The 13,268-nt window shown below is 41.0% G+C and carries 19 protein-coding genes; 12 read left to right on the plus strand and 7 right to left on the minus strand.

The window, feature by feature from the left end; translation table 11 throughout:
• Positions 1–17: 17 nt before the first annotated feature.
• The 11 genes from ADIAL_RS03130 to rpsI all read left to right on the plus strand — a co-directional run bounded on the left by ADIAL_RS03130 (position 18) and on the right by rpsI (position 7,572).
• Positions 18–644, plus strand: a complete 627-nt coding sequence (locus ADIAL_RS03130) for a YkoF family thiamine/hydroxymethylpyrimidine-binding protein (protein WP_034299948.1) — start codon at positions 18–20, stop codon at positions 642–644.
• Positions 644–1,231, plus strand: coding sequence for an ECF transporter S component (locus ADIAL_RS03135; RefSeq protein WP_034299950.1), 588 nt, complete (start codon positions 644–646; stop codon positions 1,229–1,231). Before ADIAL_RS03130 ends, ADIAL_RS03135 begins: the two co-directional genes overlap by 1 nt.
• Positions 1,218–2,690 carry an ABC transporter ATP-binding protein gene (locus ADIAL_RS03140; protein ID WP_034299952.1) on the plus strand — a complete coding sequence of 491 codons (1,473 nt, stop codon included), beginning with the start codon at positions 1,218–1,220 and terminating at the stop codon, positions 2,688–2,690. The genes ADIAL_RS03135 and ADIAL_RS03140 overlap by 14 nt, the downstream gene beginning before the upstream one ends.
• Positions 2,687–3,397, plus strand: a complete 711-nt coding sequence (locus ADIAL_RS03145) for an energy-coupling factor transporter transmembrane component T family protein (protein ID WP_034299954.1) — start codon at positions 2,687–2,689, stop codon at positions 3,395–3,397. Before ADIAL_RS03140 ends, ADIAL_RS03145 begins: the two co-directional genes overlap by 4 nt.
• A gap of 56 nt (positions 3,398–3,453) precedes the next feature.
• The gene (locus tag ADIAL_RS03150; RefSeq protein ID WP_034299956.1) at positions 3,454–3,849 is read left to right on the plus strand and encodes a hypothetical protein; all 396 of its coding nucleotides are present in this window, start codon (positions 3,454–3,456) and stop codon (positions 3,847–3,849) included.
• A gap of 239 nt (positions 3,850–4,088) precedes the next feature.
• Positions 4,089–4,463 (plus strand): GntR family transcriptional regulator, encoded by a 375-nt coding sequence (locus ADIAL_RS03155; protein WP_034299958.1) that lies wholly within the window; start codon positions 4,089–4,091, stop codon positions 4,461–4,463.
• 2 nt (positions 4,464–4,465) lie between these two features.
• On the plus strand, positions 4,466–5,365 hold the full coding sequence (gene pmtA, locus ADIAL_RS03160; protein WP_034299960.1) for a phenol-soluble modulin export ABC transporter ATP-binding protein PmtA: 900 nt from the start codon (positions 4,466–4,468) through the stop codon (positions 5,363–5,365).
• Entirely contained in the window at positions 5,328–5,948 is a 621-nt protein-coding gene (locus ADIAL_RS03165; protein ID WP_034299962.1) for an ABC-2 transporter permease, read from the plus strand. Before pmtA ends, ADIAL_RS03165 begins: the two co-directional genes overlap by 38 nt.
• Positions 5,949–6,033: 85 nt before the next feature.
• Complete coding sequence (locus ADIAL_RS03170) at positions 6,034–6,468, plus strand: VOC family protein (protein WP_034299964.1); 435 nt, start codon at positions 6,034–6,036, stop codon at positions 6,466–6,468.
• Positions 6,469–6,722: 254 nt separating this feature from the next.
• A complete protein-coding gene (gene rplM, locus ADIAL_RS03175) occupies positions 6,723–7,166 on the plus strand; it encodes a 50S ribosomal protein L13 (RefSeq protein WP_081757628.1) in 444 nt (147 codons plus the stop codon).
• Between the two features lie 13 nt (positions 7,167–7,179).
• A complete protein-coding gene (gene rpsI, locus ADIAL_RS03180) occupies positions 7,180–7,572 on the plus strand; it encodes a 30S ribosomal protein S9 (protein ID WP_034299966.1) in 393 nt (130 codons plus the stop codon).
• A 68-nt stretch (positions 7,573–7,640) separates the two neighbouring features.
• Here the strand turns inward: rpsI and ADIAL_RS03185 are convergent, their stop codons facing one another.
• From ADIAL_RS03185 to ADIAL_RS03215, 7 genes are all read right to left on the minus strand, one after another.
• Positions 7,641–8,681 (minus strand): site-specific integrase, encoded by a 1,041-nt coding sequence (locus tag ADIAL_RS03185; RefSeq protein ID WP_034299968.1) that lies wholly within the window; start codon positions 8,679–8,681, stop codon positions 7,641–7,643.
• A gap of 95 nt (positions 8,682–8,776) precedes the next feature.
• Positions 8,777–8,974, minus strand: a complete 198-nt coding sequence (locus tag ADIAL_RS11505) for a DNA-binding protein (RefSeq protein ID WP_081757629.1) — start codon at positions 8,972–8,974, stop codon at positions 8,777–8,779.
• On the minus strand, positions 8,974–9,210 hold the full coding sequence (locus ADIAL_RS03190) for a hypothetical protein (RefSeq protein WP_034299970.1): 237 nt from the start codon (positions 9,208–9,210) through the stop codon (positions 8,974–8,976). Before ADIAL_RS03190 ends, ADIAL_RS11505 begins: the two co-directional genes overlap by 1 nt.
• Position 9,211: 1 nt before the next feature.
• Positions 9,212–9,706: a hypothetical protein gene (locus ADIAL_RS03195; RefSeq protein ID WP_034299972.1), complete on the minus strand. Its 495-nt coding sequence runs from the start codon at positions 9,704–9,706 to the stop codon at positions 9,212–9,214.
• 177 nt (positions 9,707–9,883) lie between these two features.
• Positions 9,884–10,375: a hypothetical protein gene (locus ADIAL_RS03205; protein ID WP_034299976.1), complete on the minus strand. Its 492-nt coding sequence runs from the start codon at positions 10,373–10,375 to the stop codon at positions 9,884–9,886.
• 213 nt (positions 10,376–10,588) lie between these two features.
• A complete protein-coding gene (locus tag ADIAL_RS03210; RefSeq protein WP_034299978.1) occupies positions 10,589–11,896 on the minus strand; it encodes an FtsK/SpoIIIE domain-containing protein in 1,308 nt (435 codons plus the stop codon).
• A gap of 64 nt (positions 11,897–11,960) precedes the next feature.
• Positions 11,961–12,317: a hypothetical protein gene (locus tag ADIAL_RS03215; RefSeq protein WP_034299981.1), complete on the minus strand. Its 357-nt coding sequence runs from the start codon at positions 12,315–12,317 to the stop codon at positions 11,961–11,963.
• A gap of 205 nt (positions 12,318–12,522) precedes the next feature.
• Here ADIAL_RS03215 and ADIAL_RS03220 point away from each other — a divergent pair, with 205 nt between their 5' ends.
• The gene (locus tag ADIAL_RS03220) at positions 12,523–13,209 is read left to right on the plus strand and encodes a hypothetical protein (RefSeq protein ID WP_034299982.1); all 687 of its coding nucleotides are present in this window, start codon (positions 12,523–12,525) and stop codon (positions 13,207–13,209) included.
• Positions 13,210–13,268 lie beyond the last annotated feature (59 nt).

The following is a 13,268-nucleotide window of genomic DNA, read 5'->3' on the forward strand; positions in this document are numbered from 1 at the left end:
TTGGAGGAGTTTTTTTCATGTCAAAAAGCTATGTCAACTACGGAAGCTGTGCAGCTGGAAAGCCCGGTTCCACGATGGAAATCACCGGCGCACGCTTTAATTTATCCCCAATGAGCGATGACTTCAAGGCGATTATTCTTGGAGCCATCAAGCAGGTCGACCTGTCTAAGGTTTGGTCGGAAACGGACCATATCTCCACAGTCTATCGTGGCAAGGAAGAAGCCGTCTTTGATGCCCTGAAAGCGGCCTATGTCTATGCCTACAAGGAAGGCGTCCACATGTCTCTGGAAGCGACGATCTCCAAAGGCTGTCCGGGAGATTCAGACAGCGACTACACACTGGAGCTGGATAATCCTAAAGTAAATCAGGAAGACACTCAGTCCATCGACTTCCCAGTCATCGGCAAATTTGCCCTTTACCCGATGGGATCCGATGATTATATGGCGACGATCGCTGAAGTCGTCAACGAAGGTATCGACAGAGGAGTCGTCACCGGTTCCGGCCACTACGGCACCAATCTGGGCGGCAGCGTGCAGGACGTCTTTGCTTATCTAGAATATGTCTCAAAAACAGTCGGAAGCAAAGTTAGCCACTATGTCAGTCAGATCACACTGTTGTGCAACGTGCCGAAGGGAGACATCTGATGAACAGAAAGCCTTTGAGTTTGCGTGACTATCTGCTGATGTCTTTGATTGCGGTAGTATTCGGAATCGTCTTTTTGACGGCAGTATATGCCGGCACTGCCCTCACCGCTGCTTTGACACCGCTTGGCCTTGGGGTGCTCGGCTATGAGCCGTTTTACGGTATCTGGTATTCAGCGGCTCTCGTCACCACCTATATGATCAGAAAGCCGGTCGTCGGCATCGTCACCGAAGTGGCTACCGCCCTCGTCCAGATCCTTCTAGGCAATATGTTCGGGGCCATCGTTTTAATCTCCGCCTTTATCCAGGGTGTCGGGGTCGAACTGGCCTTTGCTGCTACCAAGTACGAACAGTACACGTATAAAGTCTCGATGCTGGCTGCTGTCATAACGACAGTGCTGTCCTTTATCTGGACCGGTTTCAGAAGCAACTACCTGGCTATGGACTGGCGTATCGTCCTGGCAATCTTTGTGATCCGTCTGCTGAGCGCCTTGTTCTTTACCGGCTTTGTAGCCAAATGGCTGTGCGACAAGCTGGATGAAGCCGGCGTCCTGAATCACAATCTGAAAGCCAGTGATGCCGTTGAATAAGCCCATTTTATCGATAGACAAGCTGACTTTTGAGATCGACGGCAAACGGCTGATCGACGAGGTCAGCTTGGATATCCGAGCCGGTGAGACCGTTCTTCTCTGCGGCAGAAGCGGAAGCGGGAAGAGTACGCTTGCGAATCTAATCAACGGCTATTATCCCGAATACGGCGGGAAGCAGACCGTGACCCGCCTTACGGTTAATGGGCAGGATATCAGCCGGCAATCGGTAGTGGAGCGTTCAGACAAGGTCCAGACGATTTTCCAGAATGCTCGGCTGTCTTTCTCCATGCGTAATTTGAGAGAAGAGATGGTGTTTTGCCTGGAAAACAGCCGAACGCCCGTCTCAGAAATCGACCGGACCGTAAAGCATAAAGCAGAGGCATTTAATTTGACAGAGCTGCTGGACCGTTCTTTTGATGATTTGTCGGGAGGGGAGCTGCAGAAAGCCGCCTTTGTCTGCGCCTCGCTGACGGATGTACCCCTCTTTATCATGGACGAGCCCTTCGCCAATATGGATGAAGACACGATCGAGACCTACACGGACTATATGAACGAGCTGACTGCGAGCGGAAAAGCGGTCCTTATTATCGACCATCACGTTAAAAGGTGGACGGATGTGGACCGTTGGCTTCTGATGGACGCCCAGCAGCAGCTCCAGGATCTGTCTGAACTGCCAGACACAAAAGATCGAATCGATCGTCTAATTGCTGAGGGTATCTGGCCTGAGGAGCTAAAAGCCAAACAACAGATGCTCCAGTCAGCTGAGACGGTTCTGGAACTAAACGGGGTTTCAGTCTTCTATAAAAAAACAAGACGCCGCTCTTTGTTTAAAAAAGAAACCACCGTTCATACCGTGATCGAAGACGCTAGTTTTGAACTGGAGAAAGGGGCGCTAGCGGCTCTGGTCGGTCCCAGTGGGGTGGGCAAATCCTCGCTGTTCAAGGCGATTTTGAAAGCCACGCCCTACAAGGGTGAGATCCGGCTGCAGGAGGAGAACACGCAGAAACTGAAGCCAACAGATCTTTACCGTCAAGTCGGCCTGGTGTTCCAGGATCCGTCCCTGCAGTTTGTCAAAACGACATTACTGGATGAAATGGAAATCAGCCTGCGTGCTTGGGAGACGGTGGAAGAAAGCCAGATTGAACCAGAAGCCAAAGCCTTGCTTGAAACACACGGCTTTCACAACAAAGAAAAGCAGTCCCCCTGGCTGATCAGTCAGGGTCAGCAGCGCCGGCTGGCGGTGATCTGTATGACAGTTGGCAAGCAGCGGCTCCTGCTGGTCGATGAGCCAACGTACGGTCAGGATGCTTCGAATGCCCGGCTGATTATGGACACGCTCAGCGAGCTGTGCCGGGACGGGATGACCTGCCTGTTTACCAGTCATGATCGCCAGCTCGTCGATGCTTATGCTGACCGGATATTTGAAATCAGAGAAAAGAAGGTGTTTAAGCAGAGATGATCGATACAATCAATCCAACCGCTAAAACGGTAGGCATCCTGCTGGGCAGTATTGCCCTGGGTCTTACCTTTGACTGGCGGGTCAATCTGGCTGTTTCCTTACTGGGCCTCCTTTTCCTGATAACTTCCAGTCGGACCGAGCCAGCTCGGCTGCTGAAAGTGGCTTTGCCGCTGGCAGTTATTTCTCTCAGCTATTTCTTCACCGGCTGGCTCTTCAGTTCAGAAGGAGCCCAGTTTGCAACGTCTGCAGGAGACCTGACCTTGCCGACAGGCCGGGATTTGGTTAATGGCCTGAATCTAAGCTCGCGTATTTTTGCTTTTGCGATGCTTGGGATCAGTTACGGGATGACGACCGATTCCGGCGAGCTGATCGCCAGTCTGATCCAGCAGGCTCGTATGCCGATGAAAATGGGCTACGCAATTTTGACGGCTGTGAATCTCACAGCCCTGATTAAGACCGAGCATGAGCAGTCCAGACTTGCTTTGCAAGTCAGAAACATACCGGTTAAACCGTTGGACAGCAAGCCGCTCTTTACGATGATGATCCGGATGGTCCGCTGGTCCGAGCGGCTGTCTTTGGCCATGGAGTCCAAAGGTTTCAGTGAAAACCGCGTAATGCAGCTGCAGATGCAAGTCAGAACAAAAGATGTCCTCTTTGCCGGCGGACTGCCGGCATTCATTATGGTACTTGGGTTCGTATTGATTTAAGGGCCCTAATGAGCTAGCTATATACTCCTTTGCGGCGCAACTCAAAGAGAAAGTCGATGGAGATGCCGCGCAAACTCCTTTTGCGGGGCAACTCAAAGAGAAAGTCGGTGGAGCTACCGCGCAAACTCCTTTTGCGGCGCAACTCAAAGAGAAAGTCGGTGGAGCTGCCGCGCAAACTCCTTTTGCGGCGCAACTCAAAGAGAAAATCAGTGGAGCTGCCGCGCAAACTCCCTTTGCGGCGCAACTCAAAGAGAAAATCAGTGGAGCTGCCGCGCAAACTCCTTTTGCGGGGCAACTCAAAGAGAAAGTCGGTGGAGCTGCCGCGCAAACTCCCTTTGCGGCGCAACTCAAAGAGAAAATCAGTGGAGCTGCCGCGCAAACTCCTTTTGCGGCGCAACTCAAAGAGAAAATCAGTGGAGATGCCTCTTAGACTGATAGATGAACAGATTTGATGTCAGCCATATCAATAAAAGTACAAAAAAGGATAAAAGAACGATAAAGAATCCCATTAAAGGCTCTTTGTCGTTCTTTTTGTCTATAATCTTTTGTAGCTCATGTATATAAAGAACGTTACCGCTCAAGGCAAGCTATGAGCTACGGATGATTTTGTTTTTGAATCTACGAAAAAGTTTACTTTGAATGGCACAGTGTATATAATGAATATACACAATATAATCATCAAGGAGGCAAAATGAATATATTGCTATCTCATAAGTCAAACAAGCCAATATATGAACAGATAAAAAGTCAAATAAAAAATAGTATTTTAAGTGGGCAACTAATTGAAGGGGAACCCTTGCCATCCATAAGAAAGCTGGCTAAAGATCTGGAAGTCAGTGTGATAACCACTAAGCGTGCCTATGAGGATTTGGAAGCTGAAGGATATGTGACATCGCTAGTGGGTAAAGGCACTTTTGTGGCTAAACAAGAGGTTGGCAAGTTAAAAGAGAGTAAAATCAGGCAAATAGAACATCACCTTGAAATAGTTATTGAGGATGCTCAAGTAGTTGGGCTATCACTTGAAAATCTTCAACAGCTTTTGAAAAGCAAGTTTAAGGAGGAATAGAAATGACCGAAGAGGTAATTGTACTGAAAGGCGTAAGCAAAACCTTTGAATCATTTTCGATAAATAAGCTGAACTTTAGTGTGAAAAAAGGCTATATTACAGGACTAATCGGCCCGAATGGCTCTGGAAAAACAACTACAATCAGAATGATTATGGGGTTGCTGAAAAATAATCGTGGGTCAATACATATTTTTGGGGAAGAGCTGGAAGGAAGCGAAGAAAGGATAAAAGAGCGCATTGGCTTTGTATGTCCTGAAAATAGCTATTACGACCACTTGTCAGTTAAGCAAACGGGTCGACTAGTGGCCCCCTTTTACAAAAGATGGGATAATGACCAGTTTTTGTATTACATAAACAGGTTTGAGCTACCTTTACATTCCAAAGTCAGTCAGCTTTCAACTGGCATGAAAATGAAATTATCTTTATCGATTGCACTCTCTCATCATGCTGATTTGATCCTACTGGATGAGCCGACATCAGGCCTGGACCCACTTGTTAGAAGAGAGGTACTGGATATTTTATCTGACATTATTCAGAATGAAGACAAAACAATCTTATTTTCAACACATATTCTCAACGATCTAGAAAGAGTAGCAGACTACATCGTTTGCCTGAATAAGGGACAGTTAGCGTATAGTGGGTCAAAAGAACAACTGCAGGATGAGTTTAAGCTGATCAGGGGGCCGTCTGGCTTGCTAGATGCAGAATTGAGAGATTTATTTGTTCACTTAAAAGAGACAGATATAGGTTTTCAAGGATTATCGAAAGAGCACCAGACGTTTACAGAGCTTTTTGGAGACAAAGTGCTGATTGAGTCTGCATCAGTAGAGGATATCATGGTGTACACCTTGAAAGGAGAGGCTCATGCAAGCACTACTGAAGAAAGAGTTTTTAGTAAATAGAAATCAAATAATGATTGACTTAATCTGGTTTACTCTTCTGATTCTTCTCAGAGGAATCATCGGTAACATGCTTTATCTTGCAATAATACTAAGCTGTCTTTCAACTGTTTCAAATGAATTAAATGAAGGAGTGAGGAGTGATGTCCTGATAAATAGCTTACCTGTATCACGTAAGAAAATAGTCTTAAGTAAATATTTGTACAGTCTAATGATTGGAGTGTTTTATCTCGGTAGTGCATTTCTGATCAGTCTGTTTAATCGTCATTTTGAAGTGATCAGTCTAGCAGAACTGTCAGTCGCTTTTCTGATTCTTTCTTTTTTCTTGTCCGTTCATTACCCTTTGAAATACTTAGTCAAAAAAGGATTTGCTGTATTTAGTTTTATTGGTTATTTTGTTGTATTGTCAGCTCTAGTCTATTCAGTGTATAGTCAGGGTGAACAGTTTGACTACTGGGGCTTTCAAAGCGTGTATGACGCCTCATCAGCTGCTCAGGTTTTTGCTGTAGCCAGCGCTTCATCAGCAGCCGTTTTAGCAGCATCTTTTAGGACTTCCAGCTATTTGTATAGCAGGATGGATTTCTAGCAGTAAACACAGGCAGTAGGAGACTCAAACAGCTGACAGCCGAGGGGAAGAAAGTCAGGCCAGCAAGGAATAGGGAGGACCAATAATGAACCGCATAAATATCATCACTCTGGGAACAGAGGACATCAATAACGCACTTAGCTTCTATACTGCACTGGGGTTTGAATCCACTGTGGAAGGGGATGCGGAAGAGCCCAGCATCGTTTTCTTCAAAAATGAAGGGACGCGCCTGGCACTTTATCCATTAGAAAAACTGGCATCAGATATCAGCTCGACACATCCCCCTTATCGGCAGGCAGGCTTTCCAGGCTTTACGCTTGCGCATAATGTTAAGAATAAAGAGGAAGTGGACCTCTTGCTTCAAAAGGCTGCACAGGCGGGTGCTGAAATCGTCAAGAGCCCTCAGCCAACAGACTGGGGTGGCTACAGCGGCTACTTCCGTGATTTGGACGGTTACTACTGGGAGGTTGCCTATGGAGACATATGGACATTTGATGAGTCCAATATGCTGGTGCTTTGATGGGAGCAGGACAGAGTTAACATCAATAAACAATCTCTGTCACAAATAAATGGATTAATTTCAGATAGATTGTTGACTTTTATGGTCATTCACGGTACTATATCAGATGGTATTGTTTGCCACCATGATAAGCCCCGGAAACTTGTTTTGGAACAAACAACAACAGACTTTTCACAACTTTTAACGGAACTTAGAAGCGACGGAAAGCAATCAAATGACAATTGAATCTTGAAAAAAATTTGGAGGTTAAGATCGTGCGTACAACATTTATGGCGAATGAAAGCAACATTGAACGCAAATGGTATGTAGTCGACGCTACAGACATTCCTTTGGGACGTCTGTCAACAGTCGTTGCTTCTATCCTGCGCGGTAAAAACAAACCAACGTATACACCACACGTTGATACTGGTGACCACGTCATCGTAATTAATGCAGAGAAAGTTAAATTGACAGGGAAGAAAGCAAGCGACAAGATTTATTCTCGTCACTCTGGACACCCAGGTGGATTGACTCAGGTTTCAGCTGGAACGATCCGTGCTCAAAAGCCGGAACGTCTGATTGAAATGTCAATCAAAGGCATGCTTCCACACAACCCGCTGGGTCGTAAGCAAGTCAAAAAACTTCACGTATACGCTGGCCCAGAGCACAAGAACCAAGCTCAACAGCCAGAAACACTAGACATTACAAACTTGATTTAAGGAGGGACTTCCATTGGCACAAGTACAATATTTCGGAACTGGTCGTCGTAAAAACTCAACAGCTCGTGTTATCATGACTCCAGGTTCTGGTAAAATCACTTTCAACGGTAAAGATATTTCTGAATATCTTAACTTCGATCACCTACACCTAGTAGTTAAGCAGCCACTAGCCGTTACTGATACAGTAGACAGCTACGACATTTCTATCAATGTCCACGGTGGTGGATTCTCAGGACAAGCAGGAGCTGCTCGTCACGGAATCTCTCGTGCACTTCTACAAGTAGACCCTGAATTCCGTGCGCCTCTTAAAGCAGCTGGACTGCTGACACGTGACTCACGTATGAAAGAGCGTAAGAAACCAGGTCTTAAAAAAGCGCGTAAATCTCCACAGTTCTCAAAACGTTAATCAATTCCTTATTGCATCAACGTTTACAAAGATTTTTTGGTTCCAGTTGGTTCAAATCAGCTTGAACCTCATAAAGAACTTAACAGATTTAAGGCATCAGCATCCTGCTGGTGCTTTTTTTCTGGCATTAATTCCAGATAGTAATTCTGTGTGGTCTGAATATTAACGTGACCTAATCTCTTTGATACATATGCAATATCTATATCTTGGGCAAACAAGAAGGACGCATGGGTGTCTCTTAAGCCGTGAAAGGTCGTCCTATTTATGTCTAATTTTTTCAACAATACAGCTAGTTGCTCTGACTGTTTGAAACCGTTAAAACTAAAAAAATATCCATTATTTTTAACTGACATGTTAAGAATTAGTTCATAAACTTCTCTATTAATGGAAACGTCTCGCTTCGCATTTTGAGTCTTTAAAGAGGTGTCATTTGAAGTTGGACTGATTGAACGTGTTACTTTGATTCCGTACTTATAGAGGCTCTCAGGGCGTAATGCGAGTAGCTCACCACGTCGCATACCTGTCTCTAAAGCCAACAGTACAAGAATGTTAAACTCATCTTCTGGATGACTTAAAACAAAGTTACGAAGCTTTTTAAAATCGCTAATGGATAATGCTTTATTGCGTTTTGGTGGGTTGGCTCCCCGCGTCTTTACCAGAGAGGCGAAATCGTTTGTTATATAACCACGAGCATAAGCATCACGTAAAGATGTCTTTATTTTGAGGAGTACCTCATGAGTTGTTTTTCGTGAATGTGTTGTTGCATATTGGTCAATTCTCTTTTGAACTACGATATCATTTAGGTCCTTTAACTGAATATCTTGAAAGAGTGTTCTGACAACACCTAGAGTACGAACATAATTTTGAAATGTTGTTTCCTTGACGTCGTTGGCTTTTACTAGGTAAATCCAACTTTCGAAGAAGTCTGCAAAGGTTGTAGTTCTATGAGCCAGTTCTTTCCCTTCTCCCTTGGCCAATTCTATTTCTAAAGCCCATAGCTTTGCTTCTTTCTTAGTAGGAAATGTTTTAGAAATTTTATTGTGCTTCCCATGCTTATATAACGACACCTGTGCTCGATATGATTTACCACGTTTTACAATACTAGCCATGCTATCAATTCCTTTCGAAAAAATAAGTTGATAGGTGCTAGTTGAATACAAGTGTATTGTATTCTGAAACGAGCACCTAATCAACTGTAAAAACGTTAAATAAATTGTGATTCGATAAAATCTATTAAAGATTTCATAGTGTAACGTTCCTGACGGCCTACCATAAAGCGGTCTAAAGAGTCATTGGATCTTACGTACTTATCGAAGGATTTAGGGTCTAAACCTAAGAAATGTGATGCTTGCTCTCTAGTTAAGAGATAAGGGTACTTTTTGAAAACAATATTATTTCTCACTAGTCATTCACCTCGTCGGTATGACCTACGTTTTCCTTGTCCATTTTAATCTCAACTTTTAGTTCTAAAATTCTTTCCTTGAACAGTTCGTATTCGATTTTGCAAATTTTATGAACCTCTTCGTCGTTAGGTGAGTAATTATCAACTAGTCCAAGACTAGCGAATAAATTTGTTATGATTTTGTCTGTGTGTCTCTCTAACTCCGTCAAATTATGAAGAATTTGTTCATTTCTCATTTTAGTTATTCTCCTTCCAAGGCTTTCCTTCGATTAAATATAGTGGCTTGTACTTATTTACCCAGGATAAATGGTCATCAGTAGGTTTAAATTCCGAGTAGTATTTCGTGAACAAATAGTCACTCAGTTCTTTGGCAGTCTCTCCACCCCATATTTTTTGAACTTTCCATAATGTAGGTAGAAGACCAGAACCCTTTATCAAATGGTCTATTGACTGATTCAGTAAATTATTACGTGGTGAGGGTGATTTAAACCTGAAATCCTTATCATCCAGTAATTCAAGCATTAGTTTAGTAATCTTATGAGGTCGATTTGAATTTGTGTAAAAAAACATATATCGATCTACTAAAGAACTAACTAGTATATTTTTAAGTTGCTCATCTGTGTCACAATATCTAATAGCATCAGTCAATTGATGTGCGTATTCGCCAGAAAATTCTGCTTCGATACGAGTCCAATCATCTACTTTTTTTGCAATATGACGCATATGCTTCATGATAGTTGTTCCTCTTTTTTGTTGTATATGCGTAGGTGTACTTTTGTGTTCCTACTTTTTGCACCTACATATAATGTCTGTGCCTGAAAGTTTTTGGAGACATCAGACAATTTAGAGTTGTTTTTCTTGTAAGGCATTTCTTTATTGTCTTCAATTACTTTTTGCAAATAGCTTTTTTTAATATTTACCATAGCGAATCTCAGTCCTTCCATCTTCAATTGATCTCTTCAATTTAGCAATATCAATTCCTTCATTAAAAATGTCACAACAGATATCAATCCGTGAAAGTCTAAAGTTATATTCATCCGAATCAATCATTTTTAAAAATGTGTGTAAATGAATAGATTCATTAAACATAGCGTTGTATCGCTGCTGATAAGAGTGCCATGCATACGCACTATATTTTATGATTACGCCCATTTTTGTGAATGCTTCATGATAGGCAATACAAAAATAAAACGGTGTATTATTGAATGAATAACCTAGCGTATAACCTTCTGGTAATTTAACATCTGATTCGCCGAAATTATCAAATAACTGATTCATCTTAGAATTAACTATAAAAGTATTTATCATACTTTTAGCAACCCAGTTGCGCCACTCATCGAAATCAAACGAATTTAGTGGCTGTAAAACAATTGTGAATTGGTCAATGTTTGGTTCAATCAAGTTCGGTTCACTCCTTTTATAAAACTATATATAAGTTTTTTTTAGTTAAAAACCCCGTCATAACAGGTGTTGCTCAAAAAAAATGCATAACTGGAGCTGGGGTGATTACCAGCACCCCAGCTCTCCTAAAGGCGAAAAGCGCGGATCGGCCCCTTCCCCGCCTATTCAGCGGGTCCCCTTCCGATCATTGCGCCTTGAATCCTTTAGGGAGAGCTAGGTGCTTGAATCTAAGAAGCTACAATATGGTGTACTTATTAGCCTTGGTTTATCTGCACTTGCTAGACCAGGGAAGCTAAAAATACCTTGACCTGCAGAAAATCGAACTGGAGATATATCCACACCAGAAGAAAACAATGTTCTATAGGTTTGCTCATCGCTATCACCTAATGCGATCTTCAAAACAAGCTGTTCCCTAATCGCTGTTGGCATTGTCTGTGCATTCATTTGTTGGGTAGCAACCCACAAAATACATCCTAGTTGTCGGCCCATAAATGCAACATCAGAAAGTATACTGTCAACTTCATCACGTTCTTTTTTCGATAAAGTCTTCCACGACTCTCTGAGTGCCCCGAATTCATCAATGAGCAATATTAGAGCAGGTAGGCCAGCATCCTTAAATGTTTTGTTTCGGTTCGATTTCAGATAATTTTGCATCTCGTCTTGTCTTTTATTCATACGTTTATGAAATTGCTTAATCAGGTCAATCGCATTTGTCTTATCAGCTGTTTGCTCATTACCAAAAGTATATTTTGACATTTGATAAACATCCGTACGCTTAGGATCGATGATAAACAATTCGTGTTTGACCTTTTTCGATAATATTTGTTCAATTAATGTTTGAATAAAATAGGATTTTCCACTACCAGTTTGACCTACCAAACCCATATGATGAAGAGGTACAGTTGCACGCTCATCTAAACGTAAAGTATAATCGTTTGATGTCTTGTTTGACCAGTCAACCAATTCTTTTTGAGATTTAATTTCTAGTTGTTTCATAGAATCTGTATTATAGAACGAATAAATATACCAATTTCTATCCTGAGACAAGTACTGGCGTTCACATACATATCCATCTAATGCTGAATCAATTCTCATGTCCTCTAACTTTTTATCAAACTTTATTGAATTTTGAATATAAATGTTTCCTGTATTTCTTTTTTTATTATCGAACTGGATAATTATCTTTGGTAATTTTACAATTGTGGTATCAAATTCATTTCTAATATCAAAATTTGCTCTAAGAAGATGTTTTCGTATTTTTCGTATACGACCATAGTAATCAATAGCATAGAATATACCATTCCACAATTTATTTCTAATTGCCCAAATTATTATCTGAATAAAAATAGTAGAAAAAATTGGCAAGAAGAAAATATTCGAATTAACTTGCGGTAACCCTAGTAATACTTCTCTCTCAATTATTAGAGGGTAAATTCGATCCACAAAATACCAGATTAAAGAAAATAATCCTAGAATACACCAGAAGAAAATACCACGCTGTGTTCTATTCGTTATTCTCACAAAATCACTTCCTTGTTGTAAATCCCACCCTTGGGAAAAGGGTGGGAAAGTTGAATAGAAGATATTATTTAGTAGAAATAATCTCGATATCTTCAGCTTTAACGCTAAGTTCAGACTGGAAAGTTCCGTATACTGAAGCTGTTGGTTGAATAAACTTGATTTTGCTAAACTTTTTATAATCCTTGGGCTGTTTAGCTATTTTAACATCGATTTGCTCACCAGCATTTAAATCTGCTGGAACATCGTCACCATCATAGGTAGTATTGTCGGTAGCAATCACACACTTATACTTCGTGCCTAATTGCTTGGCTATTTGCCCATCTTCATAATCATTCCAAGGTTCATGAGCCATGACCCTGACATCTTTTTCCTGAAAGAAACCCTCTGCATCGAACTTATTGAATTGTCTGAGTTTTTTCATTTGAAAAAACTCCCTTCTGTTAAATTTTTTTAAGGAGAACGCGCGCTGTTGTTCCTTAAGTTCATCATATTAAAAAAACAGATTTTAAAATAGCAAAATGACAAACTTTTTGCTTAAAAAACATTTATTTTAGGTACAGAAGGTTCTGTTAAAATTTTATTAATGGTATTATAGTATAAATAATTATTTTGAAGGGTGATATTGGGTGAGCAGTCAAAAAAAAATTTTAATATATGAAGTGCTGGATATGTTTAATGAAGAAGTAGGGTTTAAGGGGTTAGATAATACTGGAAAAGTAACGAATGAAAGAGATGATGTTATTGATAGACACAATTTTAATCACTATGTAGATGAGTATAATAAAACCCACGAAAGAAAAATAAAGCCCAGAAAGTTAGATCAGTATCACAACGAATGGTTTAAAAGCGATATTCAAAAATTAATTAGTGATACAAAAGTTCAAAAAAAGATTAAAAGTGCTTATAAAAGAAAAACTGTTCCAATATTAGATGATTGGGGACTGATAGGCCAAAGTAGTATGAGAGTGTCAAAAAAATACAAACAGCACCATGATGAATTAATAAGAGAGGGAAATATAACCAGTTTTGAAGAGTCTATTGAGGGTGTAATCAAGAAATTGATTGATGAGGTTATTAATGAATACTTCCAATTATTTCTCAAGGATGACCAAATTGAGGTTTTAAAGTATTTAAACAGGGATAGTGTAGTCGAAGATTTTATTAATATGAACTTAGTCGAAGAAGAAGCTTTTAGAATAGTAGATTCTAATTATTGTAATCTTGAATACAACGAAACTGGTGAAGTAATAGCTATTCATGGAAGTAGACCAAAAATAAATCTAGTAAACTTAATAATTAGTAAGGAAAAATAGAAAATATGTTGTAATTATTTTCTTTATTGTTTAGATAGAAGAAATCGTTCACTGGTTAC

Origin of the sequence: Alkalibacterium sp. AK22 (genome assembly GCF_000585255.1) — a bacterium.
Taxonomy (GTDB): Bacteria; Bacillota; Bacilli; order Lactobacillales; family Carnobacteriaceae_A; genus Alkalibacterium.